Below are 26,402 nucleotides of genomic sequence, written 5' to 3' on the forward strand. Positions count from 1 at the left end.
ACGCAGAAAAAGGTCGCGGTTTAGACGATAGCGCCCGCGTACAGCACGATGACGAGGAACACCCAGACGATGTCGACGAAGTGCCAGTACATCGAGACGGTCGACACCGAGACGTGTTTCTCGGCGGAGTAGTGTCCGAACAGCGCTCGGATGAAGAGGATGCCGATGAGGACGGCACCGAGGGAGACGTGCAGGCCGTGGAGGCCGGTCAGTCCGTAGAAGGCAGAGCCGTAGGCGCCCTGCGTGACGGTGAAGCCCTCGTGGACGATGAACTCGTAGTACTCGTACACCTGGCCGCCGAGGAACACGAGTCCGAGGAACAGCGTCGCACCGAGGAGTCGAACGAAACGCTGGCGGTTGCCCTTCAGCAGTGCGTGGTGGGCGTAGTGGATGGTGAACGAACTGGCAATCAGGATGAGGGTGTTGACGATGACGAGCGAACTGAGTACGTCACCGGAGACGACGAGTTCGGGGAGTGCCTCTTCGGTCCACACTTCGCCACCGCGGATGAAGAAGTAGTAGATGAAGCCGGCGCCGAACGTCGCGACCTCAGTCCCGAGGAACAGCAGCATCGTGAGCTTCAACGGGAAGCCGAAGTCGTCGGCTTCGCCCTCCCAGAAGTTGACGATGAAGGTGTGATACAGCCAGCCGTACAGACCCGTCAGGAACAGGAACGTGCTGATGACGAATGCGGCCGGTCCGATGGTCGGGGGAACGATGCCATACTCCGGGCGCCCAAGGACGAACAGGGCCGCGCCGATGTAGAACCCGCCGCCGCCGAGGGCAGTGATGAACGGCCACCAGGAGGCTTCACCGAAGCCGCGGGGCCAGTCCTCGACCGCGGGCAGGTGGTGTTCGTGGCCACCGTGATGTCCGTCGTCGTGGTCGACACTCATACGCGGGTCATTCGAGTCGAGGGGTAAAAACCCTCCCAAAGCCGACGGCTATCCCTGAAACTGGGGCGGTCGCTATCGACAGGAAAACCGGGTGGGGCCGAAAAGAACGTGCGGGCCGTTACTCGGACTGCTGGTTCGCCAGCCACTCGTCGTAGTCGTCGCCGTCCATCACGACGAAGTTCCCGTTCATCTGGGAGTGGCCGATGCCGCAGTACTCCGTACAGTAGAACTGGTGTTCACCGGGCTCGGTGGGGACCGTCTTGACGGTGTTGTACTCGCCGGGGAAGGCGGTCTGCTTCAGACCGAGGTCCGGCACCGACAGCATGTGGAGCCAGTCGGTCGACGTGATGTGGAGGTACACCGGCCTGTCCGTCGGAACGCGTATCTCGTTGTTGGTCGTTACATCGGTCCCTTCGTAGGTCGCCCGCCAGCCGTAGCGGAACGCCTCGATTTCGATTTCGACGGCCTCGTTCTGTTCGGACTGCATCGGTCCGACGGCACCCTCGAGGTCTTGGGACACCTGCGGTTCGATGCGGTCTTCGCTGTCGATGGGGTTTCCGACTTCCTCGACGGCGAGCACCTGATAGGAGGCGAAGCCGACGAACAGCAGCACGATGGCGGTTGCCACCGTCCACGTAATCTCCAGCCGGCGGTTCTCGTGGGTCGGCTGGGGGTCGTCGTTACCCTTGAACTTCACCACTGCGTAGATGAGGATTACCTCGACGAGGACGGCGATGGGGATGGCGACCGCGAGCAGTTTCGCGTTGAGGTCGTTTATCTGCTCTACGCCTTGGCTCTGTGCGAACACGGGGTCTGCCGAGATGGCGAGTAGCACGAGCCCGGCGAGCGCCGCCGTGACGGTGCGCGTGACTCTCATTACCGGCCGGTTAGGAACACCGGATTAAATAGTTGCTGACTTCCCGTACGTGCCCCCGGAAGCGCGGGGCCTAAGTACGACCACACAAATATTCCCGTATGATTCGCCGCCCTTCGATTACCGCGCTGCTCGCGGCGGCGGTCGTCGGTGTGTACGTCCTCGTCGTCGTCGGCGCGACGGCAGCCCTCTCCGACGCCGCCGCGGCGTGTTCGGGGTGGCCGCTCTGCGGTGGCGACCTCTCGAATCCGGCGGTTCTCGTCGCGCTGCTGCACCGTGCGGCCGCGGCCGTCGTCGGACTGCTCGTTCTCACCTCGGCCGTCCTCGGCTGGAACCGCGTCGGCCGCCGCGTGAAGGCCGCTCTCGGGGCGGCGCTGCTCCTCTATCCGGCGCAGGTCGCCGTCGGTGCGTTCGTCGCGACCGGTGACACCTTCGCCGGCCTCCATCTCGTCGTCGCGATGAGTATCTTCGCCGCGCTCGTCCTCGCGTTGGCGTGGCAACTGGAAGCCGAGACCGGAACCGACGACGCTCCGGATGCGGTGCCCGAACCGTCTCTCGCCGAGGAGCCAATCGACGACGGCTCGGTTGCGCCGACGCTGACCGGCGTCGACCGACTGAAAGCGACCGCGTGGGCGTACTTCGAGTTGATGAAACCGCGGCTGATGTGGCTGCTGTGTCTCGTCGCCGGCGCCGGGATGGCGCTTGCGGGCACGCCGACCGTTCGGACGGTTCTCGCAACCCTCGGTGGCGGCGTCCTCGCCATCGGCGCCTCCGGGACGTTCAACCACGTCCTCGAACGCGACATCGACAAGCGGATGGAGCGGACCGCCGACCGACCGGTCGCGACCCACGAGGTTCCGGTCCGGAACGCCCTGGCCTTCGGCGGCCTGTTGGCCGTTGGTTCGCTGGCGGCGTTCCTCTCGGTGAATCTGCTCGTCGCGGCGCTCGGACTCGTCGCCATCATGTTCTACTCGGTCGTCTACACGCTGCTGTTGAAGCCGAACACCGTCCAGAACACGGTGCTGGGTGGCGCCGCCGGCGCGCTCCCGGCGCTCATCGGCTACGCCGCCGTCGCCGAAACGGTCGGCCCCATCGGCCTCGCGCTCGCGGGCGTCATCTTCCTGTGGACGCCGGCGCACTTCTACAACCTCGCGTTGGCCTACAAGGACGACTACGAGCGCGGCGGTTTCCCGATGATGCCCGTCGTTCGCGGGGAGACCGAGACCCGCAAGCACATCGTCCTGTATCTCGGTGCGACGCTACTGAGTGCGGGCGTCCTCGCTGAGTTGGCTGACCTCGGGTGGCTCTACGGCGTGACGACGGTCGCCCTCGGGGCGCTGTTCTTGTACACGGTGGTCCGACTGCACCGCGAACAAACCGAATCGGCGGCGTTCCGGGCGTTCCACGCCTCCAACGCCTATCTCGGACTCGTCCTCGTCGCCGTCGTCGTCGACGCCCTCGCCATCTGATATGTTCGACGCCGCAACGCGGCGCTTCCGTGCGCTCGACGACGCCGGCCAGCGGACCCTCGTCTACACGGTCGCGACGGCGAACTCCATCGTTCTCCTCTCGCTGCTGTACGCGTATTTCACTGACAGCGCGCCGACCACCTACTGGGCGTTTCCAGTAATATGGCTCACGGCAGCCGCGTGGGCGGTGTTTCGAACCGACCCGGAACCGGCCGGGCGCCGAACGAAACTCCTCGCCGGAGCCATCGCGGGTGGGTACTTCCTCGTACTGGGCTTTGTCGGCGGCCTGTTCGGCCCCGCTACCGGTCCGGTGACCGGGCTGACGGTCCAGTTCACCCAACTCCCGCCGGGATGGAATCCGGCGATTCTCTACGGGGGCGGGACCGTCCAGTTCGCTATCGTCCCCTTTACTACCGTCGGCTACGCGGTCCTGTCGTATCTCGTCTACGCGACGGCCATCGAGGCCGAAAGCGCCGTCGCCGGCGGCGTCCTCGGACTGTTCTCCTGTGTGTCGTGTACGCTCCCGGTGGTCGCGTCGGTGTTGAGCGGCGTGGTCGGTGGTGGCGCGGCGCTGGCCGCTGCGGCCTCTTCCCAGACGTACGCCCTCGGAACCGTCGTGTACGTCATTACCGTCGGCCTGCTGGTCTACCGTCCGGGTCTCGACTGGCTCCGAACGCGCCTCTGACGGGGAAAATATCCGACCTGTCGCCGAGAAACGGTTATCTCGGTCGGTGACTTCACGTTAGGGGTGAATCCCATCGTCGATGCGCTCGTCGTGCTGTTCGCGGAGTTGCCCGCGTGGCAGGCGACGGTGCTGTTGGTCGGCCTCTCGGTCGGGACGGCGCTGGCGCTGGAACTCCTCGTTCTCCGGGCGCTGCTACGCTACACGAGTCGGACCAAGACCGAATACGACTACATCTTCGTCGGTGAACTCCGCGTGCCGGTGGTCGTGACCGTCGCGCTCGCGGGCGTGTACCTGCTCACGCAGGTGCCGTCGATACTGGAGAGCGTCCTCCTGACGCCCGCACAATTGGACACGTTCTTCGGAAAGCCCTCGCTTTCGGTTATTGTCATCGCGTGGGCCTTCGCCGCCAACCGCATCGTCAACCGCGTCGTCGACGAAGTGAAGGACAAGGGCTCGCGGTTCGACTTCGCGCCAGTGTTCTCCAACGTCTGGACACTCGTCGTGTTGGTCGGCGCCGTGGGCGTCCTGCTGTCCATCTGGGAGTACAGCATCTCGCCGTTGCTCGGTGCGGCCGGCGTCGCCGGCATCGCCGTGGGTTTCGCCGCCCGCGATACGGTCGCCAACTTCTTCGGCGGCATCGCGCTGTACTTCGACGACACGTACAAAATCGGCGACTACATCGAACTCGACTCCGGCGAGGCCGGCACCGTCGTGAAGGTCGGCGTCCGCTCGACGACGCTGATGATGCGCGACGAGGTGCTCGTCACCGTCCCGAACGCCGTGTTGAACGCCGCGAAAGTCATCAACCAGTCGGCTCCCCAACACCGCAAACGCCTCAAGGTCCCCGTCGGCGTCGCCTACGGCACCGACATCGACCGCTTCGAGGAGTTGATCACCGACCTCGCCATCGCGGAACCGCTGGTGTTGAGCTCGCCGAAACCCCGGATGCGGTTCCGCCGGTTCGGCGACTCCGCACTCGAGTACGAACTCCTCTGTTGGGTGAACTCGCCCGTTCGCGCCAGCAAAGCCACCCACGAACTCAACCGGAGTATCTACAAGACGCTGAACGAACACGACATCGGAATCCCGTTCCCACAGCGGGAGGTCCGGGTCGTCGGTACGGGCGACGCCGAACCGGTAGTCGGGACCACACTGGTCGACGACGCCGTCGATGTCCGGGCGGACGACCCCGTCTAGGACGGACCACGGTTTTGTGTATCGCCCGCGTACGACTCGGATATGTCGGATGTCGAAATCGAGTACTGCGTCCCGTGTGGCTTCCTGAATCGTGCTTCCGACCTCTCCGAACACCTGCTGTCGACGTTCGGTGCTGACCTCGACAGCGTCGCGTTGGTCACCGGCGACCACGGCGTCTTCGAGGTCCGCGTCGACGGCGAGGCCGTCTTCCGGAAGGCAGAGGACGACTTCGATGTCGACGAAATCACCCGCCACGTTCGGGACGCGATGTAACTGGCGGCCGGGAAGGGTAGCCTTTAGGCCCGCGCCGACCGCCTTCTCGGTATGGTCATTCGCGCCGAGAACGTCCGCCGCCGCTACGGGGATACAGTGGCGCTGGACGGCGTCTCGTTTTCCGTCGAGGGCGGCGAGGTGTTCGCCCTCATCGGTCCGAACGGCGCCGGCAAGACGACGCTCATCCGTGCGCTGACGGGGACGACCCAAGCCGAGGGAACCGTCGAACTGCTGGGCGGCGCGCCCGAAGACGCCGCCCGACACCGCATCGGCCTCCTGCCACAGGAGTTCTCGCCGGCCGAACGCCTCACCGCCCGCGAGTTACTCGCCTACTACGCCGGCCTCTACGACGAATCACGAGACCCCGACTCGGTTCTCGACGACGTGGGCCTGACCGACAGCGCGGACACGTACTACGAGAACCTCTCGGGCGGGCAGAAACGACGCGTCTGCGTCGGCACCGCGCTCGTCAACGCGCCCGACGTGTTGATCCTCGACGAACCGACGACGGGCATCGACCCGAACGGGCGACGCGAACTGTGGGCGCTCATCGAGGGGCTCGCCGACACCGGAACGACCGTCCTGTTGACGACTCACTACATGGAGGAAGCCGAGACACTGGCCGACCGCGTCGGCCTGTTGGCCGACGGCAAACTCGTCGAACTCGGATCGCCGGAGGAACTCATCGAGCGTCACGGCGGCGACAGCCGACTCGTCGTCGAAGCCGACGACGCCGCCGACGCCACACGTGCCCTGGAGCGGGCGGGCTATCACCTCCTTCCGGACGAAACCCACGTCGCCGTCGCCGCCGGCCCGCGGGACATCCCTGACCTCGCCGACGCTCTCGACGATGCCGGCGTCGATTACGAGGGGCTCCTCTGGCGACAGCCGGGTCTCGACGACGTGTACGTCGCCTTGACGGGAACCGACGTAACAGCGACCGGCGACCCGATAACGGGGGGTCAGTCGTGAGCCGTCTTGGCCGTATCGCCGCCGAGACGACCGCGGCGTGGCGCGCCTTCACCCGCCGCCGGACGGCGGTGTTCTTCACGTTCTTCTTCCCGGTCATCATCATCCTCATCTTCGGGGCGCTGGTCGGGACCGAACCGGCCGGCGGGGGGCTGTTCGCCGAACCCGCGGGGTACTACATCGCGGGGTATCTCGCCGTCGTCGTCCTCTTTACGCCGCTGTCGCGCGTCGGCAGCGAGGTGGCCAGACACCGCGACGGCAACCGCTTCGAGAAACTCGCGACGACGCCGCTGACGCGCGCGGAGTGGCTCCTCGCCCAGACGCTCGTCAACGTCGCCGTCATCGGGTTGGCGTCGGTTCTCATCCTCGCACTCGTCCTCGTCGTCACCGACGCGACGTTCGCGTTCTCGCCGCTCGTGGTGCCGTATCTCGCCTTCGCCGTGGCGCTGTTCTGTGGATTTGGTGCGATTCTCGGCCGCGTCGCCGACTCACAGGACGGCGTCGTCGCCGCGTCCAACGGCGTCGCGCTGCCGCTGCTGTTCCTCTCGGAGACGTTCGTCACCGTCGAGATGCTGCCGTCGTGGTTCGTTCCGCTGATGGACCTCTCGCCGCTGACGTACTTCGCCCGGGGTATCCGGGCGGCGACGTATCGACCGACGGGCGAGCTGCCGCCCGTCGGTGGAACGGGACTCGTCGGGGCGGACCCGTATCTCAACCTTCTCGTCTTGGCGCTGCTGTCGGTCGGGTTCTTCGCCGTCGGCGCGTACGCGCTCCCCCGTACCGACTAGTCGTTCGATTCCTCTCCGCGGAGTCGGTCCAACACCGGAATCTCCTCGAGGCGCTTGGAATCGAGGTCGTCCCAGAAGATTCCCGTCGGCCGGGGGCGCGTCGTCTCGGTTCGGACGGTTCGGGTCGGCGTACACACCACGTCCATCGGCACGTCGTAGCGCTCGGTGTCCACCTCCTCCTCGAGGAGTTGTACGTCGTGGACCGTCGTCACGACCGGCGTGTCGTCGTCGACCAGTTCGAGGCCCCGCAACACCGCGTATTCGAGGTCGCTGTACCCCTCGCCCTTCCCGACTCGGGCGCCGTCTTCCGTGACCGCGACGCTGCCGACGACGATGGCGTCCAGTCGGGGAACCTCTTCAGGTCCGACCTTCCGGCCGTAGTTGCTCATCTGGGAGATGGTCGCCGCGGCGTCGAGGTCGCTGATTTCCTCGGGGTCCAATTCGACGAACGGGCGGTCGGCGGCCAGTCGTGGCACCGCCATGTACACGGTCGTTCCGTTGTGCAACAACTTGCGCCGAAGCGGCAGTTGCGGGGCGTCGGGGTTGGCTTTCACCGCGTCGGCGTCGGCCAACTCCGGCAGCGACATCGCCCGCTCGGCGGCGGCGTCGGCCCCGTCGAAGTTCGTTATTCGCCCGTGCGGCGGGAAGGGGAATCGCGCGATGTCGTCGGCCTCCAGTCGGTCCCAGACGCGCCGCCGAATCGGGTCTTTCTCGGACATCAGGCCATCCCGCGGACGAACTCGATTTGCGCCGGGTCGTAGTAGAACGTCAACATGAGGTAGGCGACGACGCCCAAAACGAGGCTGACGAGCCACGTCGAGACGGCGATGCGACCCACCTTCGCGTGGGCGGTATCACGCAGTTCGGTCGGCGTGTGGGTGAGACCGAGCGTGATGGCGTAGAGGACGAACGGCACCGCCAGCACCGAGAGGACGATGTGGATGCCCAGCATGCCGAGATAGAGGCTTCGAAGCGGCGCGCCGGCGATGATTTCCTTGCGGCCGCCGCCGCCCGTCTTCAGGAGGTACATGACGAGGAACAACAGGATGAGCGAAAAGGCTGCCAGCATCGCTGCGCGGTGTTTCTCCACCTCATCGTTTCGAATCCAGTAGATGCCCGCCAACAGACAGGCGACCGTCAGCGTGTTCACGACGGAGATGGCGTGGGCGAGGAGGTCGACGGTCGACTCGGCTATCGTCGGATACAGTCCCACGTCGGCGTACAGCGTCCCGACGACGACGACGTAGCCGACGACGGTGAGAACGGCCGTGAGGGCGCGGGGATGCTCGCGTGCGAACTGCGGTCCGCGGACTGTCGACATACGCGTCCGTTCGGCGCCCGCCCCAATGGTCGCTTCGCTTTCCGGTCCCGTCTGCCGGTGTTCAGGGGCGTTTATGTCAGACCGGGGGATACCCCGTCGTACGTGCGCGTTCTGAATCATCTCGAACTCGAACCCCACCTCGACCGAAGCGGCATCGGCACGTCCGTCCGCCACCAGCGGAAGGCACTGGCCGACACGTCGATAGAGGTGGTGACCTCATCGTGGAACGGCGGTCGGCCGTCCGCGGCGGCGCTGAAACGCGCCGTCGGCGATTCGCTGTTCGAGACCTACGACATCGCCCACTGCAACCTGATGGGTCCCGAGAGCCTCGCGATTGCGGCCCACGCCCGACGCAACGGGATTCCGCTCGTTGTCCACGCCCACACCACCGCCGAGAACTTCGCGGAGAGCTTTCGCGGGTCGAGTGCGGTCGCCCCCGCGTTCGGTCGCTACCTCCGGTGGTTCTACTCGCAGGCGGACGTCGTGGTCGCACCGAGTGAACACACCCGCCGAGCGCTCGCGGAGGCGGGTGTCGACGCCCCGATTCGCGTCGTCACGAACGGCGTCGACACCGATTCACTGTCGGGGTTCGAGGCGCTTCGGGAGCCCTACCGCCGTCGATTCGACCTCGATGGGCTGGTCGTCTTCTCGGTCGGCAACGTCTTCGAGCGAAAGGGGCTGACGACGTTCTGTCGACTCGCCGAGTCGACCGACTACGAGTTCGTCTGGTTCGGCCCCTACGACACCGGACCGCTGGCCTCCTCGACCGTCCGACGACGGGTGTCGAACCCGCCGGCGAACGCCACGTTCACCGGCTGGATAGACGACGTTCGCGGCGCTTACGCGGCCGGCGACGTGTACCTGTTTCCGACGAAAAACGAAACGCAGGGCATCGCGGCGCTGGAGGCGATGGCGTGCGGAAAGCCCGTCGTCGTCCGCGACATCTCGACGTTCGAACCGCTGTACACCGACGGCGTCGACTGCCTGAAGTGCGAGACGCTCCCCGAGTTCCGGAGGGCACTGGAGCGATTGGCGGAGAACCCGACTCTCCGCGAGCGACTCGGCGAGAACGCCCGGGAGACGGCGGCCGAACACGGACTCGACCGGGTCGCCGAAGGGTTACGCGACGCCTACGACACCGCAATCCGCGACCGTGACCGTCCGGAATCCACAACCGATTAACACCACCTCGTCGAATTCAAACTATGCAGACCGTCGCGGTGTTTACCGACACGTATCTCCCGACGGTCAACGGCGTCACCTACACCATCGAGACCTGGCGTGACTGCTGGCGGGCCCGCGGCGGACGGATGCCGGTCGTCTACCCGGAAAGCGACGGGTACCGTCCCGGGCCGGAGGAACACCCGGTATCGAGCATCCCGTTCCCGTTCTATCCGGGGTTCCGTCTCGGCCGTCCACGAATCCCGTCGGCGGTCTCGGAGGCAGCCCCCGATATCGTCCACACGCACACGCCGTTCGCACTCGGCCTCGCGGGTCGTCGCCTCGCGACGCGTGCGGACCTCCCGCTCGTCGCCTCCCATCACACGCCGGCCAGCGAGTACGCCGAATACATCAGCGACCACCTCTCCGGGCCGCTCCGTCACATGGCCGAGCGCTACGAACGGTGGTTCTTCCGACAGGCCGACGCCGTCGTCGTCCCCTCGCGGGCGGCCGCAGCGCAAGTCTCCGCTGGCGAAACGCCCGTTCACGTCGTCTCCAACGGCGTCGATGTCGATTTGTTTCAACGGGCAACCGAGGCGGCGGTCGCGGCGTTTCGAGACCGCCACGATCTCCCCGGGGGACCGCTCGTCGGCTACACCGGTCGACACGGCCACGAGAAACGACTCGAGGACTTCCTCGCGGCGACTCGCGGAATCGAGGCGACGCTCGTCGTCGGCGGCGACGGTCCCGCGCGCTCGGAACTGGAGCGAGCGGCGGCAGACCGGAGCGACGTGGTGTTCCTCGGCTTTCTCGACCGCTCGGAGTTGCCGACGTTCTACACGGCGTTGGACGCCTTCGGGTTCCCGAGTCCGGTCGAAACACAGGGGTTGGTCGCCTTGGAGGCCATCGCCTGTGGCACGCCGGTCGTCGCCGCCGACGGCGGTGCACTCTCGGAAACCGTCGTCGACGGCGAGACGGGCTATCACTTCGAGCCGGGCGACATAGATGCGTTCGCCGCAGCCATCCAGCAGGCGCTCGCGGACCGCCGGCAACTCTCGGAGCGGTGTCTCTCCAGACGCGACGCACTCAGCGTCGAACGTTCCATCGACGCCCTCGAAGACGTGTACGAGACTGTCGCTAACAGCGCCGCTCGCAGACCCGTTCGATGATGCTACCGGTCGACAGCACCTCGTGGTCGTCGGCCTCCCGGGGGGTTCCGCGGGCGACCTCGCAGTCGATACCTTCGTCTTCGAGCATCGCCGCGAGCGTCGCCTCGTCGTGGTGTTGATCGTGGCCGAGGACGATGACATCGGGGTCGATGTCGCGGATGGGGACGAAGAAATCCTCGGTGTGGCCGAGTCGCGCCTCGTCGACGGGGTCGAGCGCGGCGACCATGTCGCGGCGCTGGCGGTCGGGAACGACGGGTTTCGCCTTGTGGGTGACGTTCTCCGAGCGGGCGATGATAACGTGGAGTTCCTCGCCCATCGACTTGGCTTCCTCGAGGTAGTGGAGGTGGCCGGGATGCAACAAATCGAACGTTCCCTGGGCGACGACGCGTCTCATCGTAACTCCCGGTCGATGTCTTCCTGTGTGAAGTCGAAGAACTGGTCGTCCGGCAACTCGACGTCGAGTACGTCCAGCGTCGTCGGCTCGCCGTCGCGGTCGAAGGCCCGCCAGTCGGTCCGTCCGTAGGGAGCGCCGACGATGATGTGTACCTTCCCGCGGGTGAACGTGGCGAGGTCGGCGTCACTCGGCCGCAACACGCCGTTGGGGTGGGAGTGTATCGAGCCGACGCTGTTCAGGTCGTTGGGGAGATAGGAGGGGTTGAACTCCGCGCTGACGGGGTTGGTCTTCGTTCCGGGGGCGAGCAGTACGTCGGTGATGACGGTCCCCTCGCGGTCCAATCCGAGTTTGTTCGCGTCGGTGCCGCGGAGTTGTCCCATGTACTCGTTCGGATGGGAGTCTTCGGACGCCTGCAGGGCGAACTGGAGTGCGTCCTCCGCGATGCCGAGTATCTCACTCGACCGGAACAGTTTCGGTTTCAACATCGACCCGAACAGGCCCATGTCGAAGCATCCGACCGCGTGACAACTAAGGCTTCCGGACCGGCCGACTCGCCCCGCCGAGACGAAGGGCGACCCGAGTCGAATTCGACAACAACACTCTTAAACCCGCCCGGGGCCGAAAAACGCCAATGACTCGTTCCGCTGCCGGCGATTCCGGCACCGACCCTGCCGAGGGGGTCGTCTACGATTTAGCTGCCGACTGTACTCACGAGGACATCGAAGAGGGCGCACGGTATCTCGCAACTGTCAACGGCGTCGTCAAGTACGGCGTGTTCGTCGACATCTCCGACCACGTCTCCGGGCTCGTCCACGAGTCGAGCCTCATTGGCGACTACGATGTCGGCGACGACCTCGTCGTCGACCTCGTCGAAATTCGGGAGAACGGCGACCTCGGCTTCGAAGAAGTCGACGTCGACATCGACGCAGTCGACGTTGAGGCGGTCGTCCACGGCGACGACGCTCGCGTCGAGGACCTCGACGAACACGTCGGCGACACTGTCCACCTCGAAGGTGACGTGGTACAGATCAAACAGACCGCCGGCCCGACGATATTCGCGGTTCGTGACGGCACCGGCGTCGTTCCCTGTGCCGCCTTCGAGGAGGCCGGCGTCCGCGCCTACCCCGATATCGAACTCGACGACACGGTCCGTATCACCGGCGACGTCGAGACTCGCGAGGGCTCGGTTCAAATCGAGACCGACAACCTCGCTCGCCTCCGCGGTGCGGCCGCCGAGGAAGTGCGTGAGCGCGTCGACGCCGCCCTCGAAGAACGGGCCGAACCCGCCGAGGTCGAACCGCTCATCGAGTGGCCCGCCTTCGAGAAACTCCGTGATGACCTCGCGGCCGTCGCCCGCCAACTCCGGTTGGCCGTCCTCGATTCCCGACCCATCCGACTCCGCCACCACGCCGACGGCGACGGGATGTGTGCCTCGGTTCCTGTCCAACTCGCCTTGGAGAACTTCATCGAGGAAACCCACGAGGACGGCGACGCGCCGCAGCACCTGTTCAAACGGCTCCCCTCGAAGGCACCGTACTACGAGATGGAGGACGTGACACGGGACCTCAACTTCGCGCTGGAAGACGAGGAGCGCCACGGCCAGCGGCTTCCGCTGCTGTTCATGGTCGACAACGGCTCGACCGAGGAGGACACGCCCGCCTACCGCGCGCTGGCGCAGTACGACATCCCGATTCTCGTCGTCGACCACCACCACCCCGACCCCGACGCGGTCGGCCCGCTCCTCGAAGAGCACGTCAATCCCTACCTCCACGACGAGGATTACCGAATCACGACGGGAATGATGTGTGTCGAGTTGGCCCGGATGATTGACCCCACGATTACCGACCAACTCGAACACGTTCCCGCCGTCGCTGGCCTCTCGGACCGCTCGAAGGCCGACGCCATGGACGACTACCTCGCGTTGGCCGACGACGCCGGCTACTCCGAGGCTGACCTTCGGGACATCGGCGAGGCGATGGATTACGCGGCTCACTGGCTTCGGTACAACTCCGGAGAGAACCTCATCAACGACGTCCTCAACCTCGACTGTGACGACCCCGAACGCCACGAGGAACTCGTCGAATTCCTCTCGACGCGCGCCCAGCGGGACGTCGACGAACAACTCGACGACGCTGAACCCCACGTCGAACACGAGGCACTCGACAACGGCGCCCATCTCTACCGACTCGACGTGGAGAACCACGCCCGCCGATTCACCTACCCTGCACCCGGGAAGACGACCGGCGAACTCCACGACCGCAAGGTCACCGAGACCGGCGACCCCGTCATCACTATCGGCTATGGCCCCGACTTCGCCGTCCTTCGCTCGGACGGCGTCCGACTCGACATCCCGAACATGGTGACCGAACTGCAGGACGAAATCCCGGGCGCGGGCGTCTCCGGCGGTGGACACCTCGTCGTCGGGTCCATCAAGTTCGTCTCCGGCATGCGCGAACCCGTCATCGACGCGCTCGTCGAGAAGATGGAGAACGCCGAACTCGACGAGGAACTCCGGAGTACGCTCCTTCGGGACGGTGGCGAGTAATCACCACTGCCAGTCGGTGACGACGCCGTCCCGACCGCGGAACTGGATTCGTCGGGCGAACAATAATGCACCAGCGATGACGACCGCCGCCACGCCGAACAATCCGGCCGGTGTCTTTCGCCGATTCGACTCCGACCAATCGTCGTCGAAGACGCCGGCGTAGTAGTCGGCAACCCCCTCTCCTTCCAGTGCGACGGCGACCTCGCGATTTTCGCTCATCGCGGTCCGGCCCCAGTTGAGGCTGCCGAGTATCGCGGTGTCGTCGACGATTACTCCCTTGGTGTGTATCTTTTCGTACCCACCTGGGTCGTCGATTCGGGCCTCCAAGTCCCACCCTTCGGCGTCGGCGCGACGGTTCAGCCACTCGACGAGCGCCGCGTTGTCCTCCTCGACGTACCAGCCGCTCGATAGCTGGATGCGGACGCGCACGCCGCGGCCGGCGGCGCGAAGGGCGGCACGCAGCAGTCGGTTTTCGCGGCTATCGATCTCCACCTGCTGGACGAGGACTCTGGTTTCGGCGCGGTCGATTCGTCGTTCGACCGCGCTCGCGGCGTTGTCCGGGGCGACGAGGAGCGTCGCAGCGTCGACCGTGACTTGTTTCGGGTGGTGTCTCGTCTCGAAGTCCCCAACTGCGGGGTCGGCGGCGACGAAGTCACGGCCCCGACGGTAGGTCGACCACGGTGTCGCTGCACGCGACGTTCGGTCCGCGGCGTGGAGGTCCGCCAACGCCGCCGCGAGCTCGGCATCCGAGAGTACGACGCCCCAGCCTCGACTCGACATGCCGCCGGTTCCGGCGGGCTTGAAGTTCTCGGTCAACACGAGCGCTCGGTCGTCGACGACCGCGTATTTCGGATGGTGGTGGGCGTATCGCGCGTGAGGGCCGTCGAGCAGCCGAACGTCCACGCCCGTCTCGGACAGACGGGTCAACTGCTCGGCCTGTCGTTCGCTCATCCCGCCGGCCGGCGACCCATCGAGCAGTACCCGAACCGTCACGCCTCGCTCGTGGGCGGCTACCAACACGTCGGTCACTCGTTTGGAGGTGAGCGTGTAACCACCGAGCAGCAGTCTGTCGTCGGCGCCGCGCAGGGTCTCGACGACCTGCTCCGGGGAGTCGGGCAGGGTGAAGGCCGTCACTTCGCTTCCGCGTGCCGAAACCGGGTCGATATCCGTCGCTCCAACGGGTCGCCATGTGCCCGTCTGAAACGACCGGATTCGGGACTCCGGAGCATCGCGGTACCGGGCCGTATCGACCGTCTCTTCGCCCGCTCGAAGCGCGAGTTGCTCACCGCCATTGGCGAGTCGAAGCCGGCCGTCGAGTTCGACGACGCGTCTGTCGGTGTGGTTTCGTGCCGCCCGGGGCGTCGAGCTGAAAGCGACCGTTCCTCGGAACGTCCGATTCGGCAACCGGACGGCCGTCGTCCCATCTCCGATGGTCCATCCAGTGGTGTTCGTCGGAGCTTCGAAGCGAACGGTGACGAACTCCCCGCGGTCGCCCTCTGCGACCGGGTTCGGATACGCTTCGACGAAGGTCGCGTTCCCCTCGGCCGCCGTGCCCGTCGGCGGCTCTGCTGCTGTCGCGGTCACGGCACCGCCGCTACACAGGGACAACACGAGTACGGCAGCGAGTGCGAGCGGTCGGTACCTCACGCACCGGGTTGGTCCCGGCTTCGTACAAAAAGGGTCGGACTGCTCAGGCTACGGTCGCGTCGCGGGCCTTCTCGGCTTCGGCCTGCACGGTGTAGGCTCGGTCGTCGTCGTACTCGGCGGCGGCTTCGAGCGCGCGCTCGGTGCCGATTTGGACGAGCGCCCACGCGGCGGAGGCACGGACAGAATCGTCCTCGCTCTCGTCACCGAGCGTGTCGCTGAGGGGGTCGATTGCGCGGGTGTCGCCGATGAGACCCAGCGCTCGGGCGGCCTGCGAGCGGACGACGCTCTCCTCGTCGTCGAGGGCGTTGGCGACGGCCTGGGTCGCCTCCTCGCTACCGATTTCGCCGAGGGCACGGAGGGTGACCTTTTGCAGCGGCGGGTTGCCGCCGTCGACGAACTCGACGAGGGTGTCGACGGCACGCTCGTCGCCGATTTTGCCCAGTACTTCGATTTCCGGCCGTTGGCGCTTCTGGGCGCGCTCGTGCATAAGTTCGAAGGCCTCTTCGGAACCCATCCGACGGAGCGCGTCGATGCAGTTCTCCTGCATGAAGTCCGATTCGAGGTTCTCCATGGCGAGCAGGATGCGCTCGGGGTCGTTCTCGGCTTCCGCGAGCCGAATCGCGGTGAGCTCCGGCGGGAAGTCCTTGCGGTTCTCGGCGTTCATGCGGTCGTAGAACCCCTGGGCGGTCAACTGCTCGACGACCGTCAGGTCGCTCCACTCTTCGGCGTCCTCAAGGTCTTCTTCGAGCGTTTCGGCGATTTCGACCAGCGCCGCGATGGTGTCGGCGTCGCCGTCGGGGTCGAGACCCGCGTTTACGATGGCGGTCCCGGCACGTTCGAGCGCCTCCGCCTGCGACTCGAGGTCGTCGCCAGCGTTGAAGTCCGCGCCGACCTCCTCGCTCGCATCAGCGAGGAACGTCTCGACGGCGTCGTGAACGTCCGGTTCGCCGTCCTCGGTCCATCGCGTCTCTCGGACCGTCTCCGCCGCCGCGGCGACGGTCTCCTCGACGTCCTCGGCGTAGGGACCGCGGGCTTCCTCGATGTCGCCTCGGAGGTCGTCGACGCGGGACTGCAGCGCCTCGGTCGGGTCCTCCTCGTCTTCGTCCTCCGGTTCCTCGAAATCAGCGGCTTCGAGGTCGGATTCGGCCCCGTCGAGTTTCGCCTCGGCATCGTCGAGGTCGGCCTCGGTTTCCGCCTCTTCGACGGCCTCGGCAACCTCGTCGAGGGTCTCTTCGAGGGACTCGACGGTGACCTCCGTCGCCGGCACGCCCTCGGTCTCCTCGGGGGCCTCTTCGGCGGGTACCTCCGCAGTCTCTTCGGACGGCTCCGATGCGTCCGTCGGTTCTTCGGCGTCCGCGGGCGCCTCCTCGTCGGCGGCGTCCTCGGGGGCGTCAGCGTTCTCGTCGTCCCCGTTGCTCATGTATGGGTATCCGAAAGAATAGGGCAAGAGCGTTTCCCTTCACACCGAACTTTTTCCACGGCGCGCGAAGCGCGCCGGGAAAAACTTCGATGAAAAAGCGGCGGCGGGTTCCCTACGGTCACCCGCCTTGCCGCCGCGCTCACTCTGTTCGCGCGGCGTGAACCGCTTCGGGCGGCTTCGCCGCCCTCGCGGATGCTATTCATCTGTTAGCCATCTGAATCCTTAGGGAGGATTATTCGTGAATTCTGCGCTCAGTACAGGCCAACGATGTAACGCCAATAGTCGAGATCTATCTGAGATATGTTAGAAGTACCGCGCTGAATAGAGGGCGCATAGTCAGCATCTCACTTGTAGCAGGTCCTGGTGATGTAGAGTCCCTAGTCAACAACAACTTGTCACCGATAATACTAGACTTCGTCCCCCGTAACTGTATCAGCGGGTCTGAGATAAGACTCAACCATGTAATAGAAACAACCAAGGAGGATACCGATGGTATGCCCGCTGTGGATTGGATCTGTCAGCACCGCCTCATGGATGAAAATAACTGGTGTCCCGATAATGAGAGAAACTACACCAACAGTCTCGACGCTCCGACGAGACCATCTTAACCCCTCAAAGATACGCTCTGCTGCCAATTTATGCATCCGGAGAGCAGCGTACGCCCACAAGGCAAGGATCCCACCGCTGGCTCCTGCTTCAATCCACATATAGTGGAGAAATATCGTGCTATTTGCTACGAAAATACCAAGATATCCTAGACCAATCACTTGTACAAGAATCTGGTCCTTTCTGATATATGGTTCGGACAGACCGCCAGCAACAATGAGAAGTAGAAGATTAGCGCCTATATGTGTCAGCGAGTTAATATCGTGGGAAATGGGAGCGAAGACAATCCCTGGCGAAATTACGTCTGGTGGCTGTTCTATGTAAAACCACCAGCGGGCGACATTTTCCCCCAACAGCATAGCAACACTAAGTTGTAGAGCGTACCAGATACAGAAGAATGCAGCTAAACTTAGTGTACACCGACGTTTATGTATCCATGCTGCCAACTCACTCATACTGTGGTATAAATATCGCTGAGTATTAGTTTGGTTGCTATATCTACCCTCTATATCTTGCACCCCACGAAGAACATTCATCCAAACTGGTAGAATCTTCAGCGGTCGATGCGCACCTGTACTGACCGATTCACGCGAACCAACTACTCTCACTCTATCCCTTTCTGCTCCCTCACGTCTCCCGCCAGTAGATGAATGGCGCGAGCACGAGATAGGCGATGGCGAACAGCAGCAGCGCCCGCGGAAACACCCGGTCGATAGCGGTCGGGAAGAGCACTGCGAGCGCCTGCAGTCCGCCGAGGATTATCGCATCGCGGGCGTACAGTTCGGGGTACGTTATCGCGGCGACCATCAGATAGACGAATACCGCGGTTGCGGCGAGGAGCACCGTCGGGTTCGTGATGCCGGCGAGATACGACACCGCGAGGATGGTTGCCGCGAGCGTCGTCTGGACGCCCTCGGTTTCGGGGTCGTGGCGGTCGTCGAGCATGTAGAACCCGAGGCGGACGACCGCCATCGCAACGAACAGGGCGGGGACGGCGAGGGCGGCGACGAAAAGCGGGGTGTCGAGGGCGGCCGTTCCACCGTCGGTGACGACCGCGTAGACGAAGACGGCGGGGGCGACGCCGAAGGAGGCCACGTCCGCGAGGGAATCCAGATAGTGACCGACGGCCGTTCCGCCGCGGGTGCGGGCGATGACGCCGTCGAGGCCGTCCGCGATAGCCGCGAGCAAGACGAGTCGCGCGGCCAGCGCCGGGTCGGTCATCGCGACGGCTGCGGCGACGAAGCCCAGCGCCGCGTTGGCGACCGTGACGGCGTCGGCGAGGCCGAGTCGCCCCACGAAGCGCGGCTGCATGAATCTCCGGTCGAAGAGGCCCGTCTTAGTACGTTCGCTTCCGTCCGGAACCGGGCCGCCTATTGCCGTTCGGCCCCCAGTCGAAGCATGGACAGACGGTCGTTCATCGCGGCGGCTGGAACGGCGGCGGTTCCGCTCGCGGGCTGTCTGGAGGCGACGCTCTCCGACGGCGACTACGACATCGGCATGTCGTCGAACGCCTTCGTCCCCGAGCGCTACGAGGTATCGGTGGGAGACACCGTCGTCTGGGGCAACAACGGCTCTCGCGGCCACACCGTCACCGCCTACGAGTCGGCGCTTCCGGAGGGTGCGGCGTTCTTCGCCTCGGGTGGCTTCGAGTCGACCGACGCGGCGCGGACCGCGTGGGAATCCGACGGGAGCGGCAACATCCAACCCGGCGACACCTTCGCACACACCTTCGAGGTCGCGGGCGAACACGGCTACTTCTGTATCCCCCACGAGCGGAAAGGCATGGTCGGCGTCATCGTCGTCTCAGAATAGGGTTCGACGGCGCTGTCGCTCGACGCTCGAAGAAACGAGAAACTCGAGTTCGCAGCCGATTACTCCTCTTCGTCGACGTCGACGTCCTCTTCGTCGACGTCGACGCTGGCCTCTTCCTCGGCGGCGACTTCGGAGGGTCGCGCTTCGAGGCGGGTCTTCTGGATTTCGACGCGCCGAAGCGGGTAGATGGTCTTGGCCTCGTTGTAGATGGCCGAGGAGAGTCGGCCTTCGACGATGCTCTCGACGAGCCCCTCGAAGGTTCGCTCCGCGCCGGCCTCCTCGACGAGGTCGATCATCACACGCCGGATGGCCTTCTCCTGACTGCGGTCGGCCGACTTCGTCGTGTAGGCGACGGGCTGGACCTGCACGCGGTAGTCGTCCGTCGTCAGCACCGTGATGAAGGCGTCGACCTTCGAGGTGCCGCGGCGGGTGAGACTGCGCAGGTAGTCCCGGGTGAGTTCGTGCTGGATGAAGTCGGTGTAGGCGGCGTCGCTGCCCACGTCCGAGATCTGGAACGTCAGCTTCGTGTTGTTCTCGCTTGGGTCGTTGTTCAGTTCGCCGAGCGTCGTCTCGATGGTGCGGTCGTACACCTGCTCGGGGTCGTCTGCGGGGGTCTCACCGAGTTCGGCCCGGTCGAACATCTCGGGGGCCATCACGGTGTACCATCGCTTCTCCTCTCTACGCTTGGATACGGATCGTTCGCTCATGATTGGGTTGTCGTGTCGATTAGCTGCTGTGCTACTGTGAGGTTCGTCACGTAGTCGTCCGCCGTCGTCCGGAGGCCGCCGGTCGAGTCCCGTTCGATAGTCGTCTCGACGCCCGAGTCGGTCACGCGGGTCGACATCTCGTCGGTGTTGTCCGGGACGAGCGCCGCGGCCACCAACTCGGGGCGGTCGTGGCTCGTCCGGATGGTCGCTCGCTTCATAGCGCCTCCCTGAACGCCGCGACGTAGTCGGTCGCCGTACCGTCGAACGTCGCTGCGCCGTGGCCGTCGCGGGCGGTCGACCGACCGTCGAGGTCGGCTGCCGCGGCACCGAGTGCGTCGGCTGCCGCCGTGTCGGTCTCGGCGACGACGGCCGCCTCGCCATCGGTGACGGCGAGTGCGACCGGCTCCGGCGAGCGGTAGGCGAACAGCAGGCGAGCAACGGTTCCGAGCGGGACGGCACCTTCCTCGTCTGCGTCACAGCGAGCGACGAAGACGCCGTCGTAGCGGCCGGTGGTGGCCGTCCGAAGCGCTTCGTGGGCGCGCTGGCCGTGACTTCGCCACGACTCGAGCGCAGCGGACTCGATGTCGTTGCCGAGGGCGAGCGCGATTCCCGTTCCGGGGCGTTCCCGGGCGACCGCATCGAGCACGTCGGCGTAGCCGCCGAGCGTCGAGAACCGCTTGCATTCGTAGGGGTACAGCGCCCGCTCGACTGCCTCGGCGGCCCGCGGCGGTGCGTCCTGCACTGCCGACAGCGCCACGAGCGAGGCGAGTTCGCGGTCGTCGCCCTCGAAGTCCTCCAAGGCCGCCTCGACGGCCGTCTCGTCGCCGGAGAACGGCGCGTGAAACAGCGTCGACCCGGCGAGACCGTCGATTCGGTCGTCGGTCGGGATGGCGACGCCGAGGCGCCGTTCGAGTGTCGCGGCTTCGAGCAGCGACCCCGAGGGCTCGAACCCGGCGGACACTATGCCCGCCAATGCGAGTTCGGGGTCGACCGATCCCGCGGCGAGTTCCCGTGCGATGCCGACCGCTCGCACCGACAGCGGCGTCGATCGCAGGGTCACGTCGCCGGTTTCGTGTCCGATTGCGACCGTGCAGTCGGCCTCGGTCGACGGCGTTCGGGGGACGGCCGCGAGACTGGCCTGATACGGCACGTCGCACTCTCGGAGCGCGCGTGCGAGTAGGCCGGTCGCCGCGAGCGCGTCGCCGTCGGCTGTCGCGACGAGCCGAACGAAGTCGGCGTCGCGGAGCCTCGAAGCAACGCGGTCGGCGGCGGGTTCCTCGTGGCCGGCGGCGGACATGTGACTGTTACTCCAGCAGTTCCTTCGCTTCGTCGTACTCGTAGGTGAACGACTCGTCGAGTTCGTCGCCGCGGTAGTAGTTGACGAGGCGGCGAATCTTCGACTCCGTGTTCTGGAGCGCCCGCTTGTTCTGGGCGTCGCCGGGGTTTTCGTCCATGTGGTCGCGGAGACGGACGGCCCGCTCCATCAGGTTCCGGAGGTCCTCGGGGAAGTCGGGGGTCACGTCGTTAACCTCGAGAATCTCGGTCACCTTCTTCCCGGTCGCGAGTTTCACGTCCGGCACCGGGACGCCCTGGACGCCCTCGTCGCGCAGTTTCAGGCCGATCTGGCTGGGGTCGTGCCCCTCCTCGGCCAATTCGACGACGCGCTCTTCGATCGCGTCTTCGTCTACGTCGCTCCACTCCGGCGGTTCGTCTGCCGCGGGCCGGTCCGAACCGGACGAGCCTCGGCGGCGGGAATGCATTCGTGCCATGTTTCTGTTGGAACTGCACGGACCGCTCGTAGTCGGCGGTATCGCGTCAGGCCCGACGGCGCTGGTGGCGTTCCGCCAGCACTACCGCAATCCCGAGCCGACCAATCGGCCGGCGAGTCAGATTTGCGGTCGTGCGGTTCCCGTTCGTTCGTGGTCGTCTCGGACACTAAACGGTTTCTACTCGGGGATTCGACCCATCTCGTTACAGAACGCCTAAACGCGACGGGCGAAAACCCAGGGCCGTGAGCGTCGCCGCAGAGCGAATCGAGCGGTTACACGAGTTGGCCCGCGAGGCGGCCAGCGAGGGCAACGACGACCTCGCAAAGCGGTACGTCCGCCGTGCGCGGCGGGTCGCCGAACGCAATCGCCTGCCGCTGCCGAAGCGGTTCAAGCGGTTCACCTGTGACGCCTGTGACGCCTATCTGATTCCGGGTCGAAACGCCCGGGTTCGAACGCAGGACGGCCACGTCGTGGTCACCTGCGACTGCGGCGCCCAGTCGCGGTACCCCTACCGGTAGCGTCGACCGCCTCGACGCCCCCGATACACGTCGGCAAACTAATCCTTTAAAACGAAGGCGCGAGTACGGCGACGCATGTCGGAGCAGGACTTGCGGCAGCGCGCCCACGATGTCGAGGTGACCGTCTGGGTCGGGAAAGGCGGCCTCGACCCCGTCGTCGAGGAACTGTCGGACCAACTTCAGGAGCGTGACCTCGTGAAGGCGAAGTTCCTCCGGGCCGCACGCGGCGGTACCACGACCGAGGAACTGGCCGAGGACCTCGCCGAACGCGTCAACGGTGAAGTAATCGAGACACGTGGCCATACGGCCGTGTTCCATCGATGATACCGGCACAGAATAACTTCCTCTCGGAGTTCCTTAACAGCATCTTCAGCATCCCGGTGGCGTACACCGACGCGATTAGCTATGCTGTTCTCGGCATCCTCGCTTTCGTCGTCGTGTATGTCCTCGGGCGGGCATTGGTATTGCCGTTGGCCGGCCGGGCGATGGACCGCCGCGGCCTCGACGCCCACGCGAAAAAGCCCCTGAACAAGGTCATCTTCTTCATCATCGTGTTCGTCGCTATCGCGGCCGCCTTCGCGGCTTCCGGCCGCGGAAACATCCTCACGTCGCTTGCGACCATCGCCGCCGCCGCGACGCTCGCCATCGGGTTCGCGATGCAGGACGTCATCGCGAACTTCGTCGCGGGCGTGTTCATCTTCGTCGAGAAGCCGTTCAAAATCGGTGACTGGATAGAGTTCGAGGACAACTCCGGCGTCGTCGAGGACATCAGTCTCCGGGTCACGCGCCTGCGGACCTTCGACAACGAACTGTTGACCGTCCCGAACTCCCAACTCACCAACAACGTCGTCAAGAACCCCGTCGACGCGAACAAACTCCGCCTGAAGTTCGTCTTCGGCATCGGCTACGACGACGACATCGAGAAAGCCACCGACATCATCATGGAGGAAGCCGAAGCCCACGAGGGCATCATGGACGACCCCGGTCCCTCCGTCCGGTTGACCGAACTCGGTGACTCCTCGGTCGGGCTCCAGTCGCGCATCTGGATTGCCAACCCCTCGCGTGCGGACTTCGTGAAGACCCGCGGCGAGTACGTCACCGCGGTCAAGCGCCGCTTCGACGAGGAAGGCATCGACATCCCCTACCCCCACCGCACGCTCACCGGCGGTATCGACGTGGCGGAAGGCCCCGTCGTCGCCGAGTAACCCCGACACTCTCGGGTCGCTTTTCGCTTCGATTTCGCGACCAGCAGCCGAAAGGCCCTTAAGTCAAAGCGAACTACGATGAAGTGGACTAGGTCGGGCGGTTAGGCCCCGCTCACAACCCGCGCTATGGTCTTTAGCGGGGACCGAAGCCGGGGTGCGTCTGGCCCAACCAGTGCGGGCCCCGCAAGCCAACGTCGAAGCCTCGTCCTACGAGGGCAGCGGTCCGTCGACCGGCGTCTGCAGGGACGTTCGGTCGCGGTTAACCACGGGCAATCCGTCAGGCACGGAAGTGAGCAGCGGACCCGTGGACAGCTGTCGCCCGTAGGGTCGCGGGGTGGAGGAGGCACGCGGGACTCCCCGTATTGGACGGGCCAGGCAACTCTCGGGTCCACTCATTCATACCGAACTTTTTCCACGAGCAGCCGTTGGCTGCTCGTGGAAAAACTTCGATGAAAAAGCAGCGGCGGGTTCCCTACGGTCACCCGCCTCGCCCGGACGCTCCCTTCGGTCGCGTCCGGAGAACCGCGTCGGGCGGCTTCGCCGCCCTCGCGGATGCTTGGTATCTGTCTCCGTTCTCCGACCGACCTCAGTCACCGAGCAGTAAGTCCGACGCCGTCAGCCAGCAGTTCGTGGGACCGAAGCGCATCTTCGTGGTCGGCGACGACGTGTTGAATCATCATCTCGTCGGCGCCGACGCGGTCGGCCAACTGCGCCAATAGGCCGTCGAGCGTCTCCGGACTGCCGGAAATCGCCCGCGGCCACTCCCCATCATCGAGAGGGGCAGGAGTCGGTTCCGGAACGCCGCCGAGTTCCTCGATGGCCTCCTCGACGGAGGGTGTCGTGCCGACGACGCCGCGTTCCATCCGTTTGTACGACGCCTCGGCCATCGCCCGGCGTCGTGCCGCTTTCTCGTCGGTTTCGGCACACACCGCGTTCACCGCGACCATCCCGTGTGGCTCGTCGATACCGCCGGCCAACTGTGAGGGCTGGAACTGCTCGCGGTACTCCTCGAAGGCGTGGACGGCGAACTGCGGGCGGATGAACGCCGCAAAACAGTACGGCAAGCCGAGTTCGCCCGCCAGCGCCGCACTCGATGGGCTGGACCCGAGGACCCACGGCGTGGGTGGCTCCGCGCCCGACCGGGGAATCTCCAGGCCGCCGTATGGGTGGCCGTCGGGGTACTCATCGTAGAGGTGGCTGACGACGGCCTCGATTTTTTCGGCGTGGTCCTCGTCGGGGTTGCGGACGTGCCGTTCGGTTCCGAGCGCCCGGTCGACGGCCGGCGACCCGTTGGCACGGCCCAATCCCGCGTCGATGCGTCCCGGCGCGAGTCCATCCAGCGCCCCGAAGACTTCCGCGACTTTGAACGGGCTATAGTGGTTGAGCAACACGGCGCCGGAGCCGAGGCGAATCGACTCCGTCTCGGCGGCGAGATGGCCGAGCAGTACCTCGGGGGTCGTCCCCGCGAGGGTGTCGGCCATGCCGTGATGTTCGGCGACCCAGAACCGCGAGTAGCCGAGACGCTCGGCCTGCTGGGCGGTCTCGACGGTGTTCGCGTACGCATCACGCGCGGTGCCGCCATCGGGGACCGGAGAGAGGTCGACGATAGAGAGGTCCATGTCGGGTTTCGGGGGACTGCGGCGAATAACGGTTCGGGTATCGACGGCGGCGCGTTCGAACGCGGCTACAGCAGTCGAAGCGACTTCGCGTACCATCCGGCGGCAGCGGCGGGAACGATAGCGACGAGTGCGAGCACCCAGCGGTGGGATTCGATGACCGTCGCAGTCGTGAGTGGGCCGAGCAGCGGTTCGTCGGTCGTCAACTGGAGGACGAGGTCCGCGGGCACCGTGACGGCCCACAGCACCGAGATGAGGAACACGACGACGCTGAGGCCGACGGCGGCACCGGCGGCAGTCTCGGGGTCGGTTCGGTTCTCTCGGCCCGCGGCGAAGACGATGACGCCGACGAGCGCCATCAGGCCGCCGGCCCACGGCGTCAGCGCGCCGGAGCCGTAGTAGCTGGCGACGGCCGCCCCGTCGTCGATGACGAAGTACGGAACGGTGAGGACGGCGACGACGGCGAGCGAGGCGACGATACCGAGCGTCGGTGCGGCGCGGCGGCTGTCCATATCGGCCCTGCGACCGCCGGCGTCTTAACGCCGCCGGGACGCATCGAACACCGCAAGGCACACGGCCATCGGCACCGAAGGCCGGGCCATGGGACTTGGAGGCGCGACCAAGAAACTCCAGAAGGTCGCGGACATGGGCGAGGAACTGTACGCGAGAATGAACGAACTCCGCGAGCAAATCGTCGAAGTCCGCGAGACGGTTCAGGACACCCACGAACGGGTGGCCGCCTTGGAGAACAAGGTCGACCAACAGGCGGCGTTGCTCGAAGCGATTGCCGAATCGGAAGGTATCGACGTCGACGAACTCCTCACGGAGGTCGCGATCGAGGAGGCCGAACCCGCCATCACCGATGCCGAGGGCGACGACCCGGCCGCAGTCCCCGACGCCGAGGATGGCGATAGGGGCGACACGGGGACCGGAAGCGGCGAGTAGCTACATCAACCGCTTGTACTCGATACTGAGACAGCGGTCCTCGACGTACTGACGTCCGGAGTCCTCGACTCGTTCGCCGGCCTCGCGGTCGCGGATACCCAACTGTGTCCAGACCACGTCGACGTCGTCGCGCTCGAGAACTTCGTCGACGATGCCGCTCACCTCCTCGCTCGGGCGAAACACGTCGACGATGTCGATTTCTTCTTCGACCTCTCCGAGAGAGTCGTACGGTTCGACGCCGAATATCTCGTCTGCGTAGGGGTTGACCGGGATGACCTCGTACCCGCGCTCGCGCATGAGCTTCGGTACGTCGTGGGCGGTTTTTCCCGCGGTTCCGGAGCAGCCGACGACGGCGATGGTGTCACATTCGAGTATCTCTCGGAGTTCGGCATCACTTTCGACTGGCATACCCGACC

31 protein-coding genes and 1 other RNA gene are annotated in these 26,402 nt (G+C 65.5%); 15 read left to right on the forward strand and 17 right to left on the reverse strand.

The genetic code is table 11. The features are described 5' to 3' along the window. Positions 1-20 precede the first annotated feature (20 nt). Together HWX69_RS08160 and coxB are read right to left on the reverse strand one after the other, a co-directional pair. Positions 21-896 carry a cytochrome c oxidase subunit 3 gene (locus HWX69_RS08160; protein WP_178916641.1) on the reverse strand — a complete coding sequence of 292 codons (876 nt, stop codon included), beginning with the start codon at positions 894-896 and terminating at the stop codon, positions 21-23. Positions 897-1,014: 118 nt separating this feature from the next. Beyond that, positions 1,015-1,773, reverse strand: coding sequence for a cytochrome c oxidase subunit II (gene coxB / locus HWX69_RS08165; RefSeq protein ID WP_178916642.1), 759 nt, complete (start codon positions 1,771-1,773; stop codon positions 1,015-1,017). Positions 1,774-1,871: 98 nt separating this feature from the next. Here coxB and cyoE point away from each other — a divergent pair, with 98 nt between their 5' ends. The 6 genes from cyoE (at position 1,872) to HWX69_RS08195 (ending at position 7,151) form a co-directional block, all read left to right on the forward strand. Then, positions 1,872-3,239 carry a heme o synthase gene (cyoE, locus tag HWX69_RS08170; RefSeq protein WP_178916643.1) on the forward strand — a complete coding sequence of 456 codons (1,368 nt, stop codon included), beginning with the start codon at positions 1,872-1,874 and terminating at the stop codon, positions 3,237-3,239. A gap of 1 nt (position 3,240) precedes the next feature. After that, a complete protein-coding gene (locus HWX69_RS08175; protein ID WP_178916644.1) occupies positions 3,241-3,924 on the forward strand; it encodes a DUF7546 family protein in 684 nt (227 codons plus the stop codon). Positions 3,925-3,996: 72 nt separating this feature from the next. After that, the gene (locus tag HWX69_RS18365; RefSeq protein ID WP_178918313.1) at positions 3,997-5,121 is read left to right on the forward strand and encodes a mechanosensitive ion channel family protein; all 1,125 of its coding nucleotides are present in this window, start codon (positions 3,997-3,999) and stop codon (positions 5,119-5,121) included. 42 nt (positions 5,122-5,163) lie between these two features. Next, positions 5,164-5,394 (forward strand): Rdx family protein, encoded by a 231-nt coding sequence (locus tag HWX69_RS08185; protein ID WP_178916645.1) that lies wholly within the window; start codon positions 5,164-5,166, stop codon positions 5,392-5,394. 51 nt (positions 5,395-5,445) lie between these two features. Continuing rightward, on the forward strand, positions 5,446-6,366 hold the full coding sequence (locus HWX69_RS08190; RefSeq protein WP_178916646.1) for an ABC transporter ATP-binding protein: 921 nt from the start codon (positions 5,446-5,448) through the stop codon (positions 6,364-6,366). Further along, the gene (locus HWX69_RS08195) at positions 6,363-7,151 is read left to right on the forward strand and encodes an ABC transporter permease (protein WP_178916647.1); all 789 of its coding nucleotides are present in this window, start codon (positions 6,363-6,365) and stop codon (positions 7,149-7,151) included. Before HWX69_RS08190 ends, HWX69_RS08195 begins: the two co-directional genes overlap by 4 nt. Here HWX69_RS08195 and HWX69_RS08200 read toward each other — a convergent pair. After that, positions 7,148-7,870: a 5-formyltetrahydrofolate cyclo-ligase gene (locus HWX69_RS08200; protein WP_178916648.1), complete on the reverse strand. Its 723-nt coding sequence runs from the start codon at positions 7,868-7,870 to the stop codon at positions 7,148-7,150. The two genes, HWX69_RS08195 and HWX69_RS08200, sit on opposite strands and share 4 nt — an antisense overlap. Then, on the reverse strand, positions 7,870-8,472 hold the full coding sequence (locus HWX69_RS08205; RefSeq protein ID WP_178916649.1) for a DUF420 domain-containing protein: 603 nt from the start codon (positions 8,470-8,472) through the stop codon (positions 7,870-7,872). Before HWX69_RS08205 ends, HWX69_RS08200 begins: the two co-directional genes overlap by 1 nt. 102 nt (positions 8,473-8,574) lie before the next feature. On the opposite strand from HWX69_RS08205, the gene HWX69_RS08210 reads away from it, so the two are divergent. Continuing rightward, positions 8,575-9,654, forward strand: coding sequence for a glycosyltransferase (locus HWX69_RS08210; RefSeq protein WP_178916650.1), 1,080 nt, complete (start codon positions 8,575-8,577; stop codon positions 9,652-9,654). A 23-nt stretch (positions 9,655-9,677) separates the two neighbouring features. After that, positions 9,678-10,802: a glycosyltransferase gene (locus HWX69_RS08215; RefSeq protein WP_178916651.1), complete on the forward strand. Its 1,125-nt coding sequence runs from the start codon at positions 9,678-9,680 to the stop codon at positions 10,800-10,802. On the opposite strand, the gene HWX69_RS08220 is transcribed toward HWX69_RS08215, so the two are convergent. Both HWX69_RS08220 and HWX69_RS08225 read right to left on the reverse strand, forming a co-directional pair. Continuing rightward, positions 10,771-11,196: an FAD synthase family protein gene (locus HWX69_RS08220; RefSeq protein ID WP_178916652.1), complete on the reverse strand. Its 426-nt coding sequence runs from the start codon at positions 11,194-11,196 to the stop codon at positions 10,771-10,773. The two genes, HWX69_RS08215 and HWX69_RS08220, sit on opposite strands and share 32 nt — an antisense overlap. After that, a complete protein-coding gene (locus HWX69_RS08225) occupies positions 11,193-11,699 on the reverse strand; it encodes a Mov34/MPN/PAD-1 family protein (protein ID WP_178916653.1) in 507 nt (168 codons plus the stop codon). Before HWX69_RS08225 ends, HWX69_RS08220 begins: the two co-directional genes overlap by 4 nt. 128 nt (positions 11,700-11,827) lie before the next feature. Here HWX69_RS08225 and HWX69_RS08230 point away from each other — a divergent pair, with 128 nt between their 5' ends. Beyond that, entirely contained in the window at positions 11,828-13,741 is a 1,914-nt protein-coding gene (locus HWX69_RS08230) for a DHH family phosphoesterase (RefSeq protein ID WP_178916654.1), read from the forward strand. Here HWX69_RS08230 and HWX69_RS08235 read toward each other — a convergent pair whose 3' ends face one another. The 4 genes from HWX69_RS08235 to HWX69_RS08250 form a co-directional block, all read right to left on the reverse strand. Then, on the reverse strand, positions 13,742-15,388 hold the full coding sequence (locus HWX69_RS08235; protein ID WP_178916655.1) for a phospholipase D-like domain-containing protein: 1,647 nt from the start codon (positions 15,386-15,388) through the stop codon (positions 13,742-13,744). Between the two features lie 43 nt (positions 15,389-15,431). After that, positions 15,432-16,808, reverse strand: a complete 1,377-nt coding sequence (locus HWX69_RS08240; RefSeq protein WP_178916656.1) for a HEAT repeat domain-containing protein — start codon at positions 16,806-16,808, stop codon at positions 15,432-15,434. Between the two features lie 407 nt (positions 16,809-17,215). Then, complete coding sequence (locus HWX69_RS08245) at positions 17,216-17,869, reverse strand: hypothetical protein (protein ID WP_178916657.1); 654 nt, start codon at positions 17,867-17,869, stop codon at positions 17,216-17,218. Positions 17,870-18,041: 172 nt separating this feature from the next. Beyond that, positions 18,042-18,725: a protein sorting system archaetidylserine synthase gene (locus HWX69_RS08250; RefSeq protein ID WP_178916658.1), complete on the reverse strand. Its 684-nt coding sequence runs from the start codon at positions 18,723-18,725 to the stop codon at positions 18,042-18,044. An 87-nt stretch (positions 18,726-18,812) separates the two neighbouring features. On the opposite strand from HWX69_RS08250, the gene HWX69_RS08255 reads away from it, so the two are divergent. Then, positions 18,813-19,226, forward strand: coding sequence for a cupredoxin domain-containing protein (locus HWX69_RS08255; protein WP_178916659.1), 414 nt, complete (start codon positions 18,813-18,815; stop codon positions 19,224-19,226). Positions 19,227-19,285: 59 nt separating this feature from the next. Here HWX69_RS08255 and HWX69_RS08260 read toward each other — a convergent pair whose 3' ends face one another. Genes HWX69_RS08260 through HWX69_RS08275 form a run of 4 tightly spaced genes read right to left on the reverse strand, consistent with a single transcriptional unit; the run spans position 19,286 to position 21,702 of the window. Further along, positions 19,286-19,933, reverse strand: a complete 648-nt coding sequence (locus HWX69_RS08260; protein ID WP_178916660.1) for a 30S ribosomal protein S3ae — start codon at positions 19,931-19,933, stop codon at positions 19,286-19,288. Further along, positions 19,930-20,151, reverse strand: coding sequence for a KEOPS complex subunit Pcc1 (locus tag HWX69_RS08265; protein ID WP_178916661.1), 222 nt, complete (start codon positions 20,149-20,151; stop codon positions 19,930-19,932). The genes HWX69_RS08260 and HWX69_RS08265 overlap by 4 nt, the downstream gene beginning before the upstream one ends. Next, positions 20,148-21,230, reverse strand: a complete 1,083-nt coding sequence (locus tag HWX69_RS08270; protein ID WP_178916662.1) for a hypothetical protein — start codon at positions 21,228-21,230, stop codon at positions 20,148-20,150. The genes HWX69_RS08265 and HWX69_RS08270 overlap by 4 nt, the downstream gene beginning before the upstream one ends. Before the next feature lie 7 nt (positions 21,231-21,237). Beyond that, positions 21,238-21,702, reverse strand: coding sequence for a 30S ribosomal protein S15 (locus tag HWX69_RS08275; protein ID WP_178916663.1), 465 nt, complete (start codon positions 21,700-21,702; stop codon positions 21,238-21,240). A 242-nt stretch (positions 21,703-21,944) separates the two neighbouring features. Between HWX69_RS08275 and HWX69_RS08280 the strand changes: the two genes are divergently transcribed. The 4 genes from HWX69_RS08280 to ffs all read left to right on the forward strand — a co-directional run bounded on the left by HWX69_RS08280 (position 21,945) and on the right by ffs (position 23,819). After that, a complete protein-coding gene (locus tag HWX69_RS08280) occupies positions 21,945-22,220 on the forward strand; it encodes a ribonuclease P Rpr2/Rpp21/SNM1 subunit family protein (RefSeq protein ID WP_178916664.1) in 276 nt (91 codons plus the stop codon). Between the two features lie 75 nt (positions 22,221-22,295). Then, entirely contained in the window at positions 22,296-22,544 is a 249-nt protein-coding gene (locus tag HWX69_RS08285) for a YhbY family RNA-binding protein (protein WP_156710161.1), read from the forward strand. Beyond that, on the forward strand, positions 22,541-23,425 hold the full coding sequence (locus HWX69_RS08290) for a mechanosensitive ion channel family protein (protein WP_178916665.1): 885 nt from the start codon (positions 22,541-22,543) through the stop codon (positions 23,423-23,425). Before HWX69_RS08285 ends, HWX69_RS08290 begins: the two co-directional genes overlap by 4 nt. A gap of 81 nt (positions 23,426-23,506) precedes the next feature. After that, positions 23,507-23,819: signal recognition particle sRNA (gene ffs, locus HWX69_RS08295), an RNA gene on the forward strand. Positions 23,820-24,015: 196 nt separating this feature from the next. Here the strand turns inward: ffs and HWX69_RS08300 are convergent. Continuing rightward, positions 24,016-25,044, reverse strand: coding sequence for an LLM class flavin-dependent oxidoreductase (locus HWX69_RS08300; protein WP_178916666.1), 1,029 nt, complete (start codon positions 25,042-25,044; stop codon positions 24,016-24,018). A 65-nt stretch (positions 25,045-25,109) separates the two neighbouring features. Next, positions 25,110-25,553: a DUF7548 family protein gene (locus HWX69_RS08305; RefSeq protein WP_178916667.1), complete on the reverse strand. Its 444-nt coding sequence runs from the start codon at positions 25,551-25,553 to the stop codon at positions 25,110-25,112. A gap of 88 nt (positions 25,554-25,641) precedes the next feature. Between HWX69_RS08305 and HWX69_RS08310 the strand changes: the two genes are divergently transcribed. Beyond that, positions 25,642-25,986 carry a DUF5798 family protein gene (locus HWX69_RS08310; RefSeq protein WP_178916668.1) on the forward strand — a complete coding sequence of 115 codons (345 nt, stop codon included), beginning with the start codon at positions 25,642-25,644 and terminating at the stop codon, positions 25,984-25,986. Here the strand turns inward: HWX69_RS08310 and HWX69_RS08315 are convergent, their stop codons facing one another. Beyond that, positions 25,987-26,394, reverse strand: coding sequence for a CoA-binding protein (locus HWX69_RS08315; RefSeq protein WP_178916669.1), 408 nt, complete (start codon positions 26,392-26,394; stop codon positions 25,987-25,989). It abuts the gene before it with no gap. Positions 26,395-26,402: the final 8 nt, after the last annotated feature.

This window comes from Natronomonas gomsonensis, from assembly GCF_013391635.1.
Classification (GTDB): Archaea; Halobacteriota; Halobacteria; order Halobacteriales; family Haloarculaceae; genus Natronomonas; species Natronomonas gomsonensis_A.

Bases quoted from the DNA above. Each gene is read 5' to 3' on its own strand.
- HWX69_RS08220 (WP_178916652.1), bottom strand. From the start codon at position 11,196: ATGAGACGCGTCGTCGCCCAGGGAACGTTCGATTTGTTGCATCCCGGC.
- HWX69_RS08275 (WP_178916663.1), bottom strand. From the start codon at position 21,702: ATGGCACGAATGCATTCCCGCCGCCGAGGCTCGTCCGGTTCGGACCGG.
- HWX69_RS08200 (WP_178916648.1), bottom strand. From the start codon at position 7,870: ATGTCCGAGAAAGACCCGATTCGGCGGCGCGTCTGGGACCGACTGGAG.
- HWX69_RS08205 (WP_178916649.1), bottom strand. From the start codon at position 8,472: ATGTCGACAGTCCGCGGACCGCAGTTCGCACGCGAGCATCCCCGCGCC.
- HWX69_RS08270 (WP_178916662.1), bottom strand. From the start codon at position 21,230: ATGTCCGCCGCCGGCCACGAGGAACCCGCCGCCGACCGCGTTGCTTCG.
- HWX69_RS08175 (WP_178916644.1), top strand. From the start codon at position 3,241: ATGTTCGACGCCGCAACGCGGCGCTTCCGTGCGCTCGACGACGCCGGC.
- HWX69_RS08290 (WP_178916665.1), top strand. From the start codon at position 22,541: ATGATACCGGCACAGAATAACTTCCTCTCGGAGTTCCTTAACAGCATC.
- HWX69_RS08245 (WP_178916657.1), bottom strand. From the start codon at position 17,869: ATGAGTGAGTTGGCAGCATGGATACATAAACGTCGGTGTACACTAAGT.
- HWX69_RS08310 (WP_178916668.1), top strand. From the start codon at position 25,642: ATGGGACTTGGAGGCGCGACCAAGAAACTCCAGAAGGTCGCGGACATG.
- HWX69_RS08305 (WP_178916667.1), bottom strand. From the start codon at position 25,553: ATGGACAGCCGCCGCGCCGCACCGACGCTCGGTATCGTCGCCTCGCTC.
- HWX69_RS08230 (WP_178916654.1), top strand. From the start codon at position 11,828: ATGACTCGTTCCGCTGCCGGCGATTCCGGCACCGACCCTGCCGAGGGG.
- HWX69_RS08300 (WP_178916666.1), bottom strand. From the start codon at position 25,044: ATGGACCTCTCTATCGTCGACCTCTCTCCGGTCCCCGATGGCGGCACC.
- cyoE (WP_178916643.1), top strand. From the start codon at position 1,872: ATGATTCGCCGCCCTTCGATTACCGCGCTGCTCGCGGCGGCGGTCGTC.
- HWX69_RS08285 (WP_156710161.1), top strand. From the start codon at position 22,296: ATGTCGGAGCAGGACTTGCGGCAGCGCGCCCACGATGTCGAGGTGACC.
- HWX69_RS08215 (WP_178916651.1), top strand. From the start codon at position 9,678: ATGCAGACCGTCGCGGTGTTTACCGACACGTATCTCCCGACGGTCAAC.
- coxB (WP_178916642.1), bottom strand. From the start codon at position 1,773: ATGAGAGTCACGCGCACCGTCACGGCGGCGCTCGCCGGGCTCGTGCTA.
- HWX69_RS08190 (WP_178916646.1), top strand. From the start codon at position 5,446: ATGGTCATTCGCGCCGAGAACGTCCGCCGCCGCTACGGGGATACAGTG.
- HWX69_RS08265 (WP_178916661.1), bottom strand. From the start codon at position 20,151: ATGAAGCGAGCGACCATCCGGACGAGCCACGACCGCCCCGAGTTGGTG.
- HWX69_RS08255 (WP_178916659.1), top strand. From the start codon at position 18,813: ATGGACAGACGGTCGTTCATCGCGGCGGCTGGAACGGCGGCGGTTCCG.
- HWX69_RS08250 (WP_178916658.1), bottom strand. From the start codon at position 18,725: ATGCAGCCGCGCTTCGTGGGGCGACTCGGCCTCGCCGACGCCGTCACG.
- HWX69_RS08315 (WP_178916669.1), bottom strand. From the start codon at position 26,394: ATGCCAGTCGAAAGTGATGCCGAACTCCGAGAGATACTCGAATGTGAC.
- HWX69_RS08240 (WP_178916656.1), bottom strand. From the start codon at position 16,808: ATGAGCAACGGGGACGACGAGAACGCTGACGCCCCCGAGGACGCCGCC.
- HWX69_RS08160 (WP_178916641.1), bottom strand. From the start codon at position 896: ATGAGTGTCGACCACGACGACGGACATCACGGTGGCCACGAACACCAC.
- HWX69_RS08185 (WP_178916645.1), top strand. From the start codon at position 5,164: ATGTCGGATGTCGAAATCGAGTACTGCGTCCCGTGTGGCTTCCTGAAT.
- HWX69_RS08260 (WP_178916660.1), bottom strand. From the start codon at position 19,933: ATGAGCGAACGATCCGTATCCAAGCGTAGAGAGGAGAAGCGATGGTAC.
- HWX69_RS08225 (WP_178916653.1), bottom strand. From the start codon at position 11,699: ATGGGCCTGTTCGGGTCGATGTTGAAACCGAAACTGTTCCGGTCGAGT.